Here is a 17,073-nt window from a genome sequence, read left to right as displayed (position 1 = left end):
GCGTAGGGCGCCGGGCCGGTGAAACACGTAGGCTCGGGCTACCGCACCAATCGTTGTCGTATGGCAGGAGTCACGTCGTGATCCCCGGTGGTCAGCCCAATATGCAGCAGCTGCTCCAGCAGGCCCAGAAGATGCAGCAGGACCTCGCGGCCGCCCAGCAGGAGCTGGCGGAGACGCCCGTCGAGGGTTCCGCGGGCGGCGGTCTGGTCAAGGCGACGGTGACCGGCTCCGGTGAGCTCCAGAGCCTGGTCATCGACCCCAAGGCGGTGGACACCGACTCGGCGGAGGAGACCGCCGAGACGATCGCCGACCTCGTGCTGGCGGCGGTCCGGGACGCCAACGCCAGTGCCCAGCAGCTCCAGCAGCAGAAGCTCGGCCCGCTCGCCCAGGGTCTGGGCGGTGGCGGAATCCCGGGTCTCCCCTTCTGAGGAGTAGCCAACTAGCGTACGCACCACGGCAGAAGAGAAAGAAGACGTTCCGTGTACGAAGGCGTGGTCCAGGACCTGATCGACGAGTTGGGCAGACTGCCCGGCGTCGGTCCCAAGAGCGCGCAGCGGATCGCCTTTCACATTCTTCAGGCCGAGCCGACCGATGTCCGCCGGCTCGCGAACGCGCTGATGGAGGTCAAGGCGAAGGTCCGGTTCTGCGGCACCTGCGGCAATGTGGCGCAGGAGGAGCAGTGCCGGGTCTGCCTGGATCCGAGGCGTGATCCGGCGGTCATCTGCGTCGTGGAGGAGCCCAAGGACGTCGTGGCGATCGAGCGGACGCGTGAGTTCCGCGGCCGCTACCACGTCCTCGGCGGGGCGATCAGTCCGATCGAGGGCGTGGGCCCGGACGACCTGCGGATCAGGGAACTGCTGGCCAGGCTCGCGGACGGCACCGTCACCGAGCTGATTTTGGCCACCGACCCGAATCTCGAGGGCGAGGCCACGGCCACGTATCTGGCGCGCATGATCAAACCCATGGGCCTGAAGGTGACGCGACTGGCGAGCGGTCTGCCGGTCGGCGGCGATCTGGAGTACGCGGACGAGGTCACGCTCGGGCGGGCCTTCGAAGGGAGGAGACTTCTCGATGTCTGATGCCACGCTGCACAACGCGACCCAGGACCCGGACGACTTCGCCGTATCGATCTCCGACTCGGTCGAGAGTTTCATCGTCGCGGTGACCGAGGTCGCCAAGGGCGACGAGCCGGACAGCGCGGTTCCCTTCCTGCTGCTGGAGATCTCCCAGCTGCTGCTCACCGGCGGCCGCCTGGGCGCCCACGAGGACTTCGTCCCCGACGAGCGGTACGAGCCCGACACCGGCCCGGAGCCGGACGTCGACGAGCTCCGCGAGCGCTTCGCGAACCTGCTCGACCCGGTGGACGTCTACTCCGAGGTCTTCGACCCGTACGTACCGCGCAGCGAGCCGGTCGCCAGCCGCATCTCCGACGACCTGGCCGACATCATCACCGACCTGCGGCACGGACTGGCGCACTACCGGGCGGGCCGGGTCAGCGAGGCCCTGTGGTGGTGGCAGTTCTCCTACCTGTCCAACTGGGGCCCGACCGCCTCGGCCGCCCTGCGCGCGTTGCAGTCGCTGGTCGCCCACGTCCGCCTCGACCAGCCGCTCGTCGAGCTGGACGGCCTGGACACCGACAGCGGCGTCACCGGCGACGAGGACCGCCTCGCCGAGGAGGCCGGCCGGGTCATGGCGGCGGAGATCGCCGCGCCCCTGGGGCTGCGCCGGGTGTGAGCGGCGGGCCGGCCGCGGTGCGCCGTGGGCCGTCCGCTTCGTGGGCCCGGACGCTGCTGCCCGAACCGCTGCCGCGGGGCGTGTGACCGTATCTGTGCGCCGCCCTCGCCGGGTGTGCTCGTCCGCGTGCTGCCACGTGCCGCGATGCGCTCGTCCGCGCGCTGACGGCCCCTGTGACGCGCCCCTCGCGCGCCGTCATCCCGCGCGACGCGACGCACCCGCGCCGTCCGCCCCGTGGGCCTCTCGCCGCGCCCGGACCTTGTGACCTGGGTTACGTTTTCGTGTGTACCGCCCAGGAGCGGGCATGTGCTCGCCGGGCAGGCGCAACGGTGCGCCTTGTGGAACCGCCTCGGGACGTGAAACCCACGGGACAGGTGATCATGGTGAGAACCCGTGATCAACCAGTGAGTCTCACGTCTCACGATGTGGTATCAGCAGGGCGGACTCCGCTTGCTCGTTAGACTGAGCCGACCGCAGTACCCCCATTTCCGGGGGTCCGGGAGGAAACTCCCGAAGAGACAGTTGCGAGGAGCGCACGTGGGCCTTGTCGTGCAGAAGTACGGCGGCTCATCCGTTGCGGATGCCGAGGGCATCAAGCGCGTTGCCAAGCGAGTCGTCGAAGCCAAGAAGAACGGCAACCAGGTTGTCGTGGTGGTTTCGGCGATGGGCGACACGACGGACGAGCTGATCGATCTCGCGCAGGAAGTGTCCCCGATCCCGTCGGGGCGCGAGTTCGACATGCTGCTGACCGCCGGAGAGCGGATCTCCATGGCCCTGCTGGCGATGGCGATCAAAAACCTCGGCCATGAGGCGCAGTCCTTCACGGGCAGCCAGGCCGGCGTCATCACGGATTCCGTGCACAACAAGGCACGGATCATCGACGTCACGCCGGGCCGCATCAAGACCTCCGTCGACGAGGGCAACATCGCCATCGTCGCCGGATTCCAGGGCGTGTCCCAGGACAAGAAGGACATCACGACGCTGGGGCGCGGTGGGTCGGACACGACCGCCGTCGCGCTGGCGGCGGCCCTGGACGCCGACGTCTGTGAGATCTACACCGATGTGGACGGTGTCTTCACCGCCGACCCCCGGGTCGTGAAGAAGGCCCGGAAGATCGACTGGATCTCCTTCGAGGACATGCTGGAGCTGGCCAGCTCCGGATCCAAGGTGCTGCTGCACCGTTGCGTCGAGTACGCACGCCGTTACAACATCCCGATCCACGTCCGCTCCTCGTTCTCGGGGCTGAAGGGCACGTGGGTCAGCAACGAACCGCAAGGGGACCAGCCGATGGAGCAGGCAATCATCTCGGGCGTCGCACATGACACCTCCGAGGCGAAGGTCACGGTCGTCGGAGTCCCGGACAAGCCGGGCGAGGCCGCGCGCATCTTCCGTGCGATCGCGGACTCCGAGGTCAACATCGACATGGTCGTGCAGAACGTGTCCGCCGCGTCGACCGGTCTGACCGACATCTCCTTCACGCTGCCCAAGGCCGAGGGCCGCAAGGCCGTCGCGGCCCTGGAGCGGACCCGTACCGCGGTCGGCTTCGACTCGCTGCGCTACGACGACCAGATCGCCAAGATCTCGCTGGTCGGCGCGGGCATGAAGACCAACCCGGGTGTCACGGCGACGTTCTTCGAGGCGCTGTCGAACGCCGGCGTGAACATCGAGCTCATCTCGACCTCCGAGATCCGCATCTCGGTCGTCACCCGCGCCGACGACGTCAACGAGGCCGTGCGCGCCGTGCACACCGCCTTCGGTCTCGACACCGACAGCGACGAGGCCGTGGTCTATGGAGGCACCGGCCGATGATTCCGGCCGAGGCGGGCCGTCCGTCCCTCGCTGACACGGCGTGGGCGGACGCCCGTACGGCCGCCAAGCCGCATCTCGCCGTCGTCGGCGCCACCGGCGCCGTCGGCTCGGTCCTGCTCGGCATCCTGTCCGAGCGGGCCGACATCTGGGGCGAGATCCGGCTGATCGCCTCTCCCCGCTCGGCCGGCCGCAAGCTGACCGTGCGGGGCGAGCAGGTCGAGGTCGTCGCGCTGAGCGAGGAGGCCTTCGACGGCATCGACGTCGCGATGTTCGACGTCCCCGACGAGGTCTCCGCGCAGTGGGCGCCGGTCGCGGTGTCCAAGGGCGCGGTGGTCGTGGACAACTCCGGCGCGTTCCGGATGGACCCGGACGTGCCGCTCGTCGTGCCCGAGATCAACGCGCACACCGCGCGGGTGCGCCCGCGCGGCATCATCGCCAACCCGAACTGCACGACGCTCTCGATGATCGTCGCGCTGGGTGCGCTGCACGCCGAGTACGGCGTGAGCGAGCTGATCGTCTCCTCGTACCAGGCCGTCTCCGGGACGGGGAAGGCCGGCGTCGACACCCTGCGCGCGCAGCTGTCCGCGGTGTCCGGCACGGAGCTGGGGTGCGCGCCCGGTGACGTGCGGCGGGCCGTCGGGGACACGCTGGGCCCCTTCCCGGCGCCGATCGCCCTCAACGTCGTGCCCTGGGCCGGCTCGCTCCAGGAGGACGGCTGGTCCTCCGAGGAACTCAAGATCCGCAACGAGTCCCGCAAGATCCTCGGGATGCCGGACCTGCCGGTCACCGCGACCTGTGTACGGGTGCCGGTGATCACCACGCACTCCCTGACCGTGCACGCCCGGTTCGAGAACGAGGTCACGGTCGCCGGCGCGCACGAGATCCTCGCCGCCGCCCCCGGCGTCGTCCTCACTGACGACCCGGCCGAGGGGGAGTACCCGACCCCCGCCGATGTCGTCGGCACGGATCCCACCTGGGTCGGACGGGTGCGGCGCTCGCTGGACGACCCGCGGGCGCTGGAGTTCTTCGTGTGCGGGGACAACCTGCGCAAGGGAGCGGCCCTGAACACGGCACAGGTGGGGGAGCTGGTGGCGGGGGAACTCCGGGGGTAGCGGGCGCCGGGGGCTGCGGGAGGGGCTGTCGGGGCAGCGGCCGCCGGGGTGGCTCCGGGAGGGCTGGGGGATGCGGCGTGGGTGCTCTGTCTCCCGCGTGTCCGGCCCGAGCGTTCTTGCGGGGGCTCCGGCGTGCCTGGCCGGAATGGTGCTGCGGGCCCTCTCCTCCGTCCGGCCGGGATGTCGATTCCGGCTCTCCGGTGCGTCCGTTTCCGGGATGCTGATGCGGGGTTCGGCCCTCTCCCGCGGGGCGACTTGGCGGGATCGGTCTCCTGTGGCGATCGCCTGGGAGATACTTTGTGGGGCGTGTGAAGATTCTGTGAGCGGATCGTCGGACTGAGTCCCTTGAGCTGGGCTGACGACCTGTTCGACCATTCACTCCCCGCCGCACTGCAACCGGCAGTTGGGCGGGGAGCGTCTTTGTGGCCGCCCTCAGGGGTGGCCCGGGATGTCCACGGGCCGCAGGGTGGGGCCCCGGCTGCCGGGGAATTCGCGTCGGGGTAATCAGGGCATTCAGGAAGAGCTGGTACGCATGAGGGCATTGGATGCATCGTCAAAAGCGGTGCCTTGCGCGTACAACCCTTACAGGGGGAAGCGTGTCCAACAAGCGTGGCAGAGGTACTCGGATTCACCATCGCCCCGGCAGGGGCCGCTGGCGCAACAGTGCGCCCGCCGCGCCCCCTTGCGCCCGGGGGCATGCCAGTGATCGCGCCCTGGCCCACCACGCGTCCCGCACAGATCCCTCCGCAGCGTGGGGACACTGACGACGCGATGGCAGCGGGCACCACAGTCGACCACCTCACCGAGACCTACCGGGCGCACTACCGCTCCCTGCTCGGTCTCGCCGCGCTGCTCCTCGACGACACCGCCTCCTGCGAGGACGTCGTCCAGGAAGCCTTCATCCGCGTGCACTCCGCGCGCGGACGGGTGCGGGAACCCGAGAAGACCCTCGCCTACCTCCGGCAGACGGTCGTCAACCTCTCGCGCTCCGCGCTGCGTCGCCGCATCCTCGGGCTCAAGCTGCTCTCCAAGCCGATGCCCGACATGGCGAGCGCCGAGGAGGGCGCCTACGACCTGCTGGAACGCGACCAGTTGATCAAGGCGATGCGCGGGCTGCAGCGCCGGCAGCGCGAGGTGCTGGTGCTGCGTTACTTCGCCGATATGACCGAGGCACAGGTGGCGCAGACGCTGGGCATATCGCTCGGCTCCGTCAAGGCCTACGGGTCGCGGGGCATCGCGGCGCTGCGCGTCGCGATGGAGGCTCCGGCATGAGTGGCACAGCGTTTGGCCGGTACGACCCGTTCGACGCGCGCGGACCGTCCGCGGCGGACCGCCCGGGGCACCGCCCGGACCACCCGAACCACCTGGGCCGTCCGGGCCGTTCCGGCCTTCCGGGCACGTCGAGCGGTCCGCTCCACCCGAACAACCCGATCACCTCGAACACCCCGATCACGTCCAACACCCTGAACACCCTGATCACTCCGAACATCCCGAACACCCAGAGCAGGCCGGCCGCCCCGGGCCGGGCCGGCGACCTGAGCAATGCGATCCACCCGATGAACCAGAGCGGCGCACGCGGCGACGGGCCCGACCCGCTCCCCGCGGAGCACGAGACCGCCCCGTACGGCCGTCGCCACGACACGGCCGGAGCCCGTGACGCGCCCGGCGAAGCGGCGCACGACACGTATGCGGCGCGTGAGGCACACGAGCACCCGGGAGGCGAGCCGCGCGGAGACCGCCGAGCGGGCGAACCGAGCGGGCGGGCAGCGAAAACCGGCCAAAATTCCGGCAGCGGCGATGACATCGGTGTCGGGGCGGCAGGGGCTGGTGGTACGGAGCGGGCGCCTGGCGGTACGGAGCAGGCGTCCGGCGGAGGCGAGCAGGAGCCCGGCGGTGGTGGGCAGGAGCCCGGTGGCCAGGGCGAAGGGTCCGGCGGTCACGCGTACGGCAGCGAGGTTCCGGCCGGTGCCGCCTTCGGCGGTGGCGACGGGGGCGACGGCCCCGGGCGCAGCCACCCCACCGGCGGCTTCGGCGACGAGGACGACCTGAGGCGGCTGCTGCAGTCCCGCGTGAGCGACCTCGAACCCTCGCCGGACGCGCTGGACCAGCTGCGCCGCGCGGTGCCCGCCCGACGCCAGCGCCGTCGGCACGCCGTCCTGGGCGTGGCCGCCGCGCTGCTCCTCGGCGGCACCTCCATCCCCGCCATGGTCCACGTGGTGAACCTCAGCGACAGCTCCGAGGAACGCGCCGCCAACGCGGCGAGCAACCAGCGCGCCCAGGGCGGCACCGGCGGCATGCACGGCGAGGGCACCGAGCAGGCCGGCCCGCGGCCCACCCGGAAGGGCGGCGAGACGCCGGGCGAGGGCAAGCCGGAGGGCCCGGGCAAGGCCAAGGGGAAGGGCGGTGTGGGCCCCGGGGCGGGCGACGGCACGCCCGCCCCGGACGAGACCATGGACGTCACCTCGCCGGTCTGCGGGCGCGACCAGCTCGGGCAGGGCAGCAGCAAGGTCGACCCGGCGGACTCCACGGGCCGCATCTACGGCACGTTCCGGGTGGTCAACACCTCCGGCGCCGCCTGCTCCGTCGACGGCGGCGGCACTGTCGGCCTGGTCGCGCAGGGCTCCACGAACGCCGACCGCATCCACGTCGTCGACCACACATCGGGTGACGAGGCCACCGGCCTGCCCGACCCGGCCACCACCCCTGACCAGCTGGTTCTCAAGCCGGGGGAGGCGTACGAGGTCAAGTTCGCCTGGATCCCGAAGTCCGGCGGCGGCGCCACCGGATGCGTCAGCCCCGGGCCCTCGCCGACCCCCGAGGCATCCAAGGACCCCGGGCAGTCCCCGGACGCCGGGGCCACGACGACGGGCGACGGCGGAGGCGGCGGCCAGGCGGGCGGCGACGAGGGTGCCGGAGGCGGCAGCGCGTCCGGTGGAATCGTTCTCAGCCATACGCCCGAGGCCGGCGAGCCCGCCGTGGCCGACGCGAAGATCACGGACGCCTGCGCCGGGACGGTGTACCGAACCGAGGCCCTGCCGGGTTCCTAGGGAGTAGGGCCTGGGCTTCGGGCTGGGGGCCGGGGCCTTGCGGTTCGGGGCTTGGGTGTGCGGCGCCGCTCGCGTCGCCCGGCACCGGTGGCTGCTTCCGCCGGCCGTCGGGCGTCGGCCGCCGCGCCGGGCTCCCGGCGCAACCGCCCAGGTCCTGAGGGCGGCGGCAGGGCCGGGAGGGGGCGGTGCGGCCCCGCGGCATCGGCCCCGTACCGTTGTGGTGTGTACCGGTTCCTGCTGACCCCGCGGTGGTGGGGGATCAACGTGTTCGCCGTACTGGCGATTCCGCTCTGCATCTTCATGGGCAGCTGGCAGCTGAGCCGCTTCGAGGACCGCGTCAACACCCACCAGCAGCAGGAGAGCCGTTCGGCCCGGGCCGAGTCCGCCGCGGCACGCCCGCTGGCCGACCTGCTGCCCGTCGACATGGTCACCTCCGGCCGGCAGGCCAGCGCCCGCGGGCACTACGACACCGGGCACCAACTGCTCGTACCGGACCGCACCTTGAAGGACAAGCACGGCGAGCAGCGGGGCTTCTACGTCCTCAACCTGCTGCGTACGGACGGCGGCAAGGCGCTGCCGGTCGTACGGGGCTGGCTGCCCGGCGACGCCGGTACCAAGGCGGACACGGCACGGGTGCCCGCGCCGCCCAAGGGCGAGGTGACGGTCACCGGAGCGCTGCAGGCCTCCGAGAACCAGGGCACCGACGGCGTCCAGGTCGGCGGCGGGCTGCCGCAGGGGCAGCTGGGCATGATCAGCGCGGCCTCGCTGGTCAACATCGTGCCGTACGAGGTCTACGACGCCTGGATCACGGTCACCGACGCCCAGGCGCCGCTGCACGCCGTCCCCCCGGCCGCCGCCGAGGGCAGCGGCCTCGACCTCAAGGCATTCCAGAACCTCGGCTACACCGGCGAGTGGTTCGTCTTCGCCGGCTTCGTCGTCTTCATGTGGTTCCGCCTCTTCCGCCGTGACGCCGAGGCCGCCAAGGACGCGGCGCTGGGGATCGTGCCGGAGGGGGACGGGGGCGCGGTTGGCGGTGCGGCCGGGAACGGGGCTGCGGCCGGGAACGGGGACGGGGCTGTGGTCGGGGGCGGGTCTGCCGCGTCGGCCGGGGCTACGACCACGGCGGGGCCGGCGGGGCCTTCGGCTGCGGAGGCGCCTTCGGCCGACGGGCGGGGCGCCGGCGAAGGCGAGGAAGAGGACGAGGCGGCGCGGGCCGCTCGGGCCTGAGCCAGTCGACCACGGGCCGCTACTGCAACCATGTTGCACCTGGTCAGAGGCCGTATCACGGCAGTAGCCGCAATCGATTCGGCGTGCCACGGTAGGCCATATGGCAGGCAATCGCACCCATGCGCACGGTCCTGAGCACGATCACGATCCCAGCCATGATCACGACCATTGCGACGGCGGTGACGGCAGTGACCGTCGTGACGGCAGTGACCGCTGTGAGGGCCGTGACCGCCGTGACCGCCGTAAGCGCCGCGGCCGCCCCGACCTACGTGGTCAGGAGCGCCCGGCCGTGGAGGCAGCCGGACCCGTTCCCGTATCCGTAGACGCAGCCGTGCCCGTCGACGTCGGCGTCGGTGTCGGCCCGGACGATCACGGACCGGTGGATATCGAGCACCCGCGGCACGACCATGTGCACGACCACGCGCGCCGCCACGCGCACGTCCACGACGCCCACGGTTCCGGCCGCCGGCAGCGGATCCGGCACCGGATCGCCCACCTCGTCACCCCGCACAGCCATGCCGCCATGGACAAGGTCGACACCGCGATGGAGACCTCCCGCGAGGGCCTGCGCACGCTGTGGCTCTCGCTCGGCATCCTGGGCCTGACCAGCGTGATCCAGCTGGTGGTCGTCGCGCTGTCGGGGTCGGTGGCGCTGCTCGGCGACACCATCCACAACGCCGCCGACGCGATGACCGCCGTTCCGCTGGGCATCGCCTTCGTCCTCGGACGACGGGCCGCCAACCGCCGCTACACCTACGGCTACGGCCGGGCCGAGGACCTCGCGGGCGTCGCCATCGTGCTGACGATCGCCGCCTCCTCGGCGCTCGCCGCCTACGAGGCCGTGGACCGACTGCTGAACCCCCGGGACATCACCCACCTGTGGGCCGTGGCGGCGGCCGCCGTGGCCGGGTTCCTCGGCAACGAGTGGGTGGCCCGCTACCGCATCCGCACCGGCCGCAGGATCGGCTCGGCCGCGCTGGTGGCCGACGGCCTGCACGCCCGTACCGACGGCTTCACCTCGCTCGCCGTCCTCCTCGGCGCGGGTGGCGCGGCGCTCGGGTGGCGGGCGGCCGACCCGCTGATCGGGCTGGTGATCACCGCCGCGATCCTCATGGTGCTGCGCGACGCCGCCAGGGAGGTCTACCGGCGGCTGATGGACTGCGTCGACCCCGCACTCATCGACGCCGCCGAGACGGCACTACGGGCGGTGGACGGGGTGCGCGGCGTCGGGCAGGTCCGCATGCGCTGGATCGGCCATACCCTGCGCGCCGAGGCCGATATCGTCGTCGACTCGCGCCTGACCGTGGTGCACGCCCATGCCCTCGCCGTCGCCGCGGAACACGCCCTGATCCACGCCGTCCCCCGGCTCACCGCCGCGACCGTCCACACCGACCACACCAGCGACGGCACGGACCCCCACGCGGCGCTGGCCCATCACGCCCCCGCCTGACCGGGCCCCCTCCCCCGCCCCCCGCCCCTCCCTTCCACCCCACCACCCACCTCCGGCCGACGTCAGAGGCCGTCCATCGTCAGAGGCCACCGCGACAGGCGCCGTGCACAGGCGTCGGCTGCCACGCTGGGCCTCCCCGGCCGAGGCCAGTAGGCCCGCCGGAGCAGGGAAAGCACCCCTGACCAGGGCCGGGGAGCAGGCCCCCCGACCGCAGCCGGGGAAGAACCCCCAGGACCCGGGGAAGGCCCCGGCCGGCGCCGGGAGGCCCCCGTCCGAAGCCGTCCCCTGGGCCGTCCCCTGGGCCGGCCCCCGGGGCCCCCGGACTGCCCCGCCCGGCGCCCCCTCCGGCCCTACCTCTTCTCCATCACGTACCTCTGTGCGAAGTCGAGCTCCAGGCGGACCTGCTTGATGCGTTCCTCCACGACCAGGGAGCCGTGGCCGGCGTCGTAGCGGTAGACCTCGTGCGGGTGGTTGCGGCTCTCCAGGCGCTGGACGTAGTTCTCCACCTGCTGGATCGGGCAGCGCGGGTCGTTGACGCCGGCGGAGATGTAGACCGGTGCCCGTACCGCGTCCACGTACGTCAGCGGGGACGACGCCTCGAAGCGGTCCGGGACCTCCTCGGGGGTGCCGCCCAGCAGGGTCCGGTCCATGGCCTTGAGGGCTTCCATCTCGTCGTTGTACGCCGTGACGTAGTCCGCGACCGGGACCGCCGCCAGGCCCACCGCCCAGGCCTCCGGCTGGGTGCCGAGGCCCAGCAGGGTCAGATAGCCGCCCCAGGAGCCGCCCGACAGCACCAGCCGACCGGGGTCCGCCAGGCCGGACGAGACCGCCCATTCGCGGACCGCGGCGATGTCCTCCAGCTCGATCAGCCCGACGCGGTGCTTGAGCGCATCCGTCCAGGCACGGCCGTAGCCGGTCGAGCCGCGGTAGTTGACGCGTACGACCGCGAAGCCGTGGTCCACCCAGGCCGCGGGGGACGAGGCGAAGGCGTCGCTGTCGTGCCAGGTCGGGCCGCCGTGGATGTCGAAGACCGTCGGGAAGGGGCCCTCACCGGCCGGCTGCTGCACCAGCGCGTGGATACGGCCTCCGGGGCCCTCCACCCACACGTCCCGTACGGGCACCGACCCGGGCGCCTTCATACCGGGCGGGTCGAGGACGACCTCGCCGTTCGTCGACCGCACCTCCGGGGGCTGGGCCGCCGACGACCACAGGAACTCGACCGTGCCGTCCGGCCGCGCCGTCGCACCCGAGACCGTGCCCGCCGGGGTCTCGACCCGCGTCAGCCGCGGCCGGACGGCCACGGCTGACGCGCCCGGAGCACCGGCGTCGCCCGGTTCACCCAGTTCGTAGCGCCACAGCTCGCTGCGTGCCTGGTACTCGTGCTCCACCAGCAGCGCCGAGCCGTCGGGATACCAGTCGGCACCCACGTCGCCGGGCAGCTCTATCTCCAGAGCCGTCTCGGTCCCGGTCAGCGGGTCCCAGATCATCGGCTCCCAGCGGCCCCGCCGCTGGTGCCCCACCAGCAGCCGGGCGTCCCCGTCCACCGGGGCGAAACCCATCACCGACAGGCCCAGCTCCTCGGTCCCGCCGTTGGTGTCGTCCAGCTCCGCGACCGTGGAGCCGTCGGGCCGTACGACCCGGATCGCGGAGTGCATCGCGTCGCCGTGCTCGGTGTGCTCCAGGGCGATCAGTGAGCCGTCCTGCGAGAGGTCGCCGACGCCCGCCGACTCGCGGTGCCGGTAGATCTCCACCGGTTCCCCGCCCGGCCGCACGACATGGACCGTCGAGCCCTCCTCGTCCGTGGAGCAGCCGACGACCGCCGTCCCGTCCCGGCCGATCGCCAGGCCGCCGCCGTACGAGGGGGCGATGCCCGGGGTGGCCGGCTCGTCCGGGCCGCCGGCGAACGGCTGCCGCATCCAGACGCCGAACTCGTCCCCGTCGGTGTCCGAGAACCACCAGATCCATTCGCCGTCCGGCGACAGCGTCCCGTCCGTCGTGCCGTTCGGCCGGTCCGTGGCCTGCCGCTGGGCGCCGGTCGCCCGGTCCCAGGCGTACAGCTCGAAGGTGCCGGTGGCGTTCGAGACGAACAGGGAACGGTCCGGGGCGTCCTCGGCCCAGTCCGGCAGCCCGATCCGCGGCGCGCGGAAGCGCTTCTCCCAGTCCGGCATCGCGGCCTCCGCGCCGCCGGAGCCCGCCGAGGCGCCCGAATCCTCCCGCGCACCGCCCGTCACCGCTATCGGATCGGCCGAGGCCGTCCCCGCCCCGGGTGCGGGACGGGGGTCGGTGGTCGAAGGGCGCGGAGCGGTGGAGTGGCCTGGGTCTGCGGTCGTCTCGTCAGTCATGGGCCCATTCTGCGCCCGGCGCCGGAAATCCGTTGGCGAGGGCGGTCAGGCTGTGGATAACTTCGCCGAATGCGACAACGCACCGGCCCCGACGACTGGCGCCGCACCAATCGCGCGAGGTGGGACGAGCGCGTCGCCCTCCACACCGCGAGTGATTTTTACGACCAGGAGGGGTTCCGCCGGACGCGGGACGTGCTGCGGGACTTCGAGACGGCGGAAGTGGGGGATGTCACCGGCCGGTCCCTCCTCCACCTCCAGTGCCACTTCGGCCAGGACACCCTCTCCTGGGCCCATCGCGGAGCGGCCCGGGTCGTCGGCCTGGACTTCTCCGAGCCCGCCATCGACACCGCCCGCGAGCTGGCCGCCGAACTCGGCTACACCCCGGACCGCGCCGCGTTCGTCGCCGCCGACGTCTATGACGCCGCCGAAGCCGTCCCCGACACCGCGTACGACATCGTCTACACCGGCATCGGCGCCCTGAACTGGCTCCCGGACCTGCGGCGCTGGGCGGAGACCGCGGCCGCTCTCGTCGCCCCCGGCGGCTTCCTCTACCTCGCCGAGTTCCACCCGCTGTGCGACGCCCTGGACGACGAGACCGGATCGCGCATCGTCCACGACTACTTCAGCCGTGACGCCTGGGTGGACGAAACCCCCGGCACCTACGCCGATTTCGATGCCCCGACGGTCCACAACCGCAGCGTGGAATGGCAGCACCCGCTCGGCGACGTCGTCTCCGCCCTGGCCGGCACCGGCCTGCGCATCGAATTCCTGCACGAGCACGACATGACGATGTTCCGGCGCTTCTCCGCGCTGCGCCGCGACGACGACGGCTACCACCGGTTCCCCGGCGACCGCCCCCGCGTCCCCCTCATGTATTCGCTGAAGGCCGGCCGCGACCGCTGAGGACGGAGCGGGCAGCCACCCCGGCGCCCTGCCCCGGCATCGGTCCCCGGCGCCCGCCCCGAGCCTCGCCCGCCCTCGCCATCCGCCCGCCCCGGGCGGCCGCTAACCTGTCGCACCGGCCGCGCGGTGGGCAGCACACCGGCCTGCGGCACAGAGCAACGGGGGTATTTCTCATGCGCGTTCACCTACGGATGGCCGGTGCCGCGGGCGTCGGCGCGCTGATGCTGCTGGCCGCCGGGTGCGCCGGCGGGCCCGGTGCCGGCGCGGCGAAGCCGGGGGCCCCGGAGACGGTCACTCCCGCGCGGCCGCTGCCGGTGAAGGCCACGCCCCGCCCGGCCACCTGGACCGGCTCTGACCACCGGGCGCACCGGCTGCGGATCACGCCCACGCGGCTGGCCCGCGGCTCGGACTCCGACCTGGCGCACATCCAGCTGGACGACGACCTGAAGGGGATGGTGCCGTACTACCTCACCTTCTCGTACACCAACACCGGCGAGGACCCAGTGGAAAACGCCTCCCCGGAGCGGAACTTCTCCGTCAACGGCGCCGCCGGGCAGGCCGCCGAACAGGTCTCGCTGTTCCGGAGCAACCCGATGGCCACCGACTCGGGCCTGCCGCCCGAGTGCCGCGAGAGCGGAAGGGCCCAGCTGGCGCCCGGTGCGACGGCGGCGCTCTGCCGGATCTTCATGCTGCCCAAGGGCGACCGGCCGGCGACCGTCTCTTACCAGGACGGCGGCGGCGACACCCTCCTCTGGCAGGTCGGCGGCGGCACGGGCGGCACGCCCGCCGGGGTGCTGCCCGCGGGCAGACCCGCCGACGGCGTCACCACGGACAGCCGCGGCCGCCCCGTGTCGCTGCGGATCACCCCCGAGAGTGTGCGCACCGGCTCCCTCGCCGACCTGAGCCGCTTCGACCTGGACGCGGACGAGAAGAAGCTGATCCCGTATTACGTGACGGTGCGGTACCGCAACAGCGGCAAGTACGACCTGCTGCCGGGCATGAGCGACGGGGTGACGCTGCGGACGGTGGGCGGCCGCACCGTGAAGAAGCTGACGCTGATCGACATCGGCGGGCCCGGGGTGGGCCGGTGTCCGGAAGCCGTCCCCCACGCGATGGTGAAGCCGAGCGGCACGGTGACCGAGTGCTCGATCCACCTGCTGCCCAAGGGGGACGCCCCGGCTGCCGTCGTCTTCCAGGGCGACGCCGAGGGGGAGGGCGGCAAGCCGGTCGTCTGGCGGGCACCGGCGGACGGCGGCCGGAAGTAGCCGGCGGAGCGGAAGCCTCCCGCGGGCCGGGCCCCGCGCCCCCGGCCGGGCCCGGCGGCAGGTCGTACCGGTGGCCTGCCGCCGGGCGGTGCTCAACCCAGCCGCACCGGCAGCGCGTTCAGCCGCCAGTTGCCGGGCAGCGGGGCCCGCTCCAGACGTTCCGGCGCGACGGCCAGCGACAGGTCCGGGTAGTGCGCGAACAGTTTGCCGAAGGCGACCTCACCCTCCTGCTTGGCGAGGGTGGCGCCCAGGCAGTAGTGGGCGCCGTGGCCGAAACCCACATGGTTCTCGGCGTGGCCCGCCGGGTGCCGGGTCAGATCGAGGCGGTCGGGGTCGGTGTAGTGGCGGGGGTCGAAGTTCGCCGACACCAGGATGAGCTGGACGGCGTCCCCGCGGCGTATCCGGGTGCCGGCGAGGTCGACGTCGGTGGTGGCGTAGCGCAGCTGGGTCATCTGCACCGGGCCGCACCAGCGCATCAGCTCGTGGACGGCGCGGGGCAGCAGGGCCGGGTCGTCCTTGAGCAGGCGCAGCTGACCGGGGTGGGTGAGCAGCGCCGCCGTGCCGTTGCTGATGAGGTGGGCGGTGGTCTCGTGACCGGCGAGGACGAGGGTGAGGATCAGGGTGACCATCTCGACGTCGCTGAGCCGCCCGCCGTCGTCGTCATGGGTGCGGATCAGTTCGCTGAGCAGGTCGTCGGTGAGCGCCCCGCGCCGTTCCCGGACCAGCTGGTGGATGTGCTCGATCATCGCCGGGAACGAGGCTCCGAGCCGTTTCGGATCGAGCGAGACGAGGTCGGCGCCCCACGTGCGCCACTGCGGACGGTCCGCTTCGGGTATGCCGACCAGCTCGCAGATGACGGTGATCGGCAGCGGGTAGGCGAAGTGCCGGACGAGATCGACGACGCCGTCCTCGGCGTGCTCGGGCAGCCGGGCCAGCAGCGCGTCGGCGATCTGCTCGACCCGCGGCCGCAGGTCGGTGATCTTGCGGGCCGTGAAGGCCCGCGACACCAGACGCCGCAGCCTGGTGTGGTCGGGGGCGTCGTAATTGAGGATCGAGCCGAGCAGATAGACACGGAGGTGCTCGGGGAGGCCCAGCATCTCCATCAGCCTGGTCAGCGGGTTGTCCTCGGGCGGGCAGTCCAGGGCCGGGGAGGACGGGTTGTTCACGAACCGCTGGTCGCGCAGGACCTGGCGGACCTCCTCGAACCGCGTCACCAGCCAGACGGGTGAGTCGTCCATGAACCGGCCCCGCAGGACCGGGCCCTGCTCACGCAGCGCGCCGTAGCCGGTGAACGGGTCGGCGATCAGCTCCGGTTCCATCACATTGGGCTCGCCCGGGTGCTTCCCGACGTGCGCGGCGAGCGGGGAGGTGGTTGCTTCCGACATCGTGGTTTCTCCTCCGGGTTGGGAGCCGGCCGGGGACCGGTGGCGGGCCGGACGGCCGGCCCACCGCCTCAATCACGTACCTGCCGCCGGATCTCGCGCAGGGTGAGTTCGCCGAACTGCTCGTAGAGCGCGATGACCTCGGGTGCGGCCCGGACCGCGGCCGCCGCGGTGGCCTCCTCGCCCCGGGAGGTCTCCAGCGCGCTGTGGACCGTGCGGGCGAGGAGGCCGGCGCGTACCTCCGGGGCGACCGGGACGCGTCCGGCGAGCAGGGCCTCGCCCGTGAAGAAGCCGGTGGCCACGGCCATCAGGGCGTACTGCTGGTGGTGCACATCGAGGTCGTCGCGCACCAGGCCGTGGGCGCGCAGCACTTCGAGATGGCGGCGCAGCGTCCGGTCGCCCTCGCCGATCAGCTCGGACAGCTCCCGCTTCGCGGTGTCGTTGAGCCGGCCGAGGACATCGGCGTCGTCGGTGTGCATGGCGCGCAGCACCGGCTGGTCCAGGAAGTCGCGGAACAGCCCGCGCAGCATCCGGCTGGGCAGGATCTCCGGCGGGTCGGCCCGCATCCGGACCAACTGCCGCTGGTGACCGCGGAACTGGAACCGCAGGACGACGGCGAGGAACAGGGCGTCCTTGGTCTTCCAGTGGAGATAGACCGTGCCCTTGCCGACCTTGGCGCGCCGGGCGATCTCGTCGATCGTCACCCGGTCGTAGCCCCAGGCGAGGAGCAGTTCCCCGGCCACGTCGAGGATGCGTGCGCGGCGCTCCGCCCGGTCCATGGTCAGTCCCCCTCTGACTCCGT

General features: G+C 72.3%; 14 protein-coding genes. 11 read left to right on the top strand and 3 right to left on the bottom strand.

All coding sequences use genetic code 11. The annotated features are described in order from the left end of the window. Window positions 1–77: 77 nt before the first annotated feature. The 9 genes from K7396_RS16800 (at window position 78) to K7396_RS16760 (ending at window position 10,379) form a co-directional block, all read left to right on the top strand. Window positions 78–428 carry a YbaB/EbfC family nucleoid-associated protein gene (locus K7396_RS16800; protein WP_086718527.1) on the top strand — a complete coding sequence of 117 codons (351 nt, stop codon included), beginning with the start codon at window positions 78–80 and terminating at the stop codon, window positions 426–428. Window positions 429–479: 51 nt separating this feature from the next. Next, window positions 480–1,079 carry a recombination mediator RecR gene (recR, locus tag K7396_RS16795; protein WP_086718526.1) on the top strand — a complete coding sequence of 200 codons (600 nt, stop codon included), beginning with the start codon at window positions 480–482 and terminating at the stop codon, window positions 1,077–1,079. Then, on the top strand, window positions 1,072–1,734 hold the full coding sequence (locus K7396_RS16790; protein WP_086718525.1) for a DUF5063 domain-containing protein: 663 nt from the start codon (window positions 1,072–1,074) through the stop codon (window positions 1,732–1,734). The genes recR and K7396_RS16790 overlap by 8 nt, the downstream gene beginning before the upstream one ends. Window positions 1,735–2,271: 537 nt before the next feature. Next, entirely contained in the window at window positions 2,272–3,543 is a 1,272-nt protein-coding gene (locus tag K7396_RS16785) for an aspartate kinase (RefSeq protein ID WP_086718524.1), read from the top strand. After that, window positions 3,540–4,655, top strand: coding sequence for an aspartate-semialdehyde dehydrogenase (locus K7396_RS16780; protein WP_152104632.1), 1,116 nt, complete (start codon window positions 3,540–3,542; stop codon window positions 4,653–4,655). The genes K7396_RS16785 and K7396_RS16780 overlap by 4 nt, the downstream gene beginning before the upstream one ends. Window positions 4,656–5,264: 609 nt before the next feature. Then, the gene (locus tag K7396_RS16775; RefSeq protein ID WP_174886928.1) at window positions 5,265–5,927 is read left to right on the top strand and encodes a SigE family RNA polymerase sigma factor; all 663 of its coding nucleotides are present in this window, start codon (window positions 5,265–5,267) and stop codon (window positions 5,925–5,927) included. Beyond that, window positions 5,924–7,702 carry a hypothetical protein gene (locus K7396_RS16770; RefSeq protein ID WP_223660030.1) on the top strand — a complete coding sequence of 593 codons (1,779 nt, stop codon included), beginning with the start codon at window positions 5,924–5,926 and terminating at the stop codon, window positions 7,700–7,702. The genes K7396_RS16775 and K7396_RS16770 overlap by 4 nt, the downstream gene beginning before the upstream one ends. Window positions 7,703–7,924: 222 nt before the next feature. After that, window positions 7,925–8,929, top strand: a complete 1,005-nt coding sequence (locus K7396_RS16765; RefSeq protein ID WP_152104633.1) for an SURF1 family protein — start codon at window positions 7,925–7,927, stop codon at window positions 8,927–8,929. Window positions 8,930–9,404: 475 nt separating this feature from the next. After that, a complete protein-coding gene (locus K7396_RS16760) occupies window positions 9,405–10,379 on the top strand; it encodes a cation diffusion facilitator family transporter (RefSeq protein WP_152104664.1) in 975 nt (324 codons plus the stop codon). A gap of 350 nt (window positions 10,380–10,729) precedes the next feature. Here K7396_RS16760 and K7396_RS16755 read toward each other — a convergent pair whose 3' ends face one another. Beyond that, window positions 10,730–12,547: a S9 family peptidase gene (locus K7396_RS16755; protein ID WP_086721829.1), complete on the bottom strand. Its 1,818-nt coding sequence runs from the start codon at window positions 12,545–12,547 to the stop codon at window positions 10,730–10,732. 243 nt (window positions 12,548–12,790) lie between these two features. Between K7396_RS16755 and K7396_RS16750 the strand changes: the two genes are divergently transcribed. Both K7396_RS16750 and K7396_RS16745 read left to right on the top strand, forming a co-directional pair. After that, window positions 12,791–13,624, top strand: coding sequence for a class I SAM-dependent methyltransferase (locus tag K7396_RS16750; RefSeq protein ID WP_086721828.1), 834 nt, complete (start codon window positions 12,791–12,793; stop codon window positions 13,622–13,624). A gap of 173 nt (window positions 13,625–13,797) precedes the next feature. Further along, window positions 13,798–14,889 carry a hypothetical protein gene (locus K7396_RS16745; protein ID WP_223660028.1) on the top strand — a complete coding sequence of 364 codons (1,092 nt, stop codon included), beginning with the start codon at window positions 13,798–13,800 and terminating at the stop codon, window positions 14,887–14,889. Between the two features lie 92 nt (window positions 14,890–14,981). On the opposite strand, the gene K7396_RS16740 is transcribed toward K7396_RS16745, so the two are convergent. Together K7396_RS16740 and K7396_RS16735 are read right to left on the bottom strand one after the other, a co-directional pair. After that, complete coding sequence (locus tag K7396_RS16740) at window positions 14,982–16,274, bottom strand: cytochrome P450 family protein (protein ID WP_086721261.1); 1,293 nt, start codon at window positions 16,272–16,274, stop codon at window positions 14,982–14,984. Between the two features lie 68 nt (window positions 16,275–16,342). Beyond that, a complete protein-coding gene (locus K7396_RS16735) occupies window positions 16,343–17,050 on the bottom strand; it encodes a TetR/AcrR family transcriptional regulator (RefSeq protein WP_086721260.1) in 708 nt (235 codons plus the stop codon). Between the last annotated feature and the right edge of the window lie 23 nt (window positions 17,051–17,073).

Source organism: Streptomyces angustmyceticus (assembly GCF_019933235.1).
In the GTDB taxonomy this organism is placed as follows: domain Bacteria; phylum Actinomycetota; class Actinomycetes; order Streptomycetales; family Streptomycetaceae; genus Streptomyces; species Streptomyces angustmyceticus.
The sequence above is the reverse complement of the archived record's forward strand: the minus strand, read 5'-3'. Positions and strand labels throughout refer to the sequence as shown.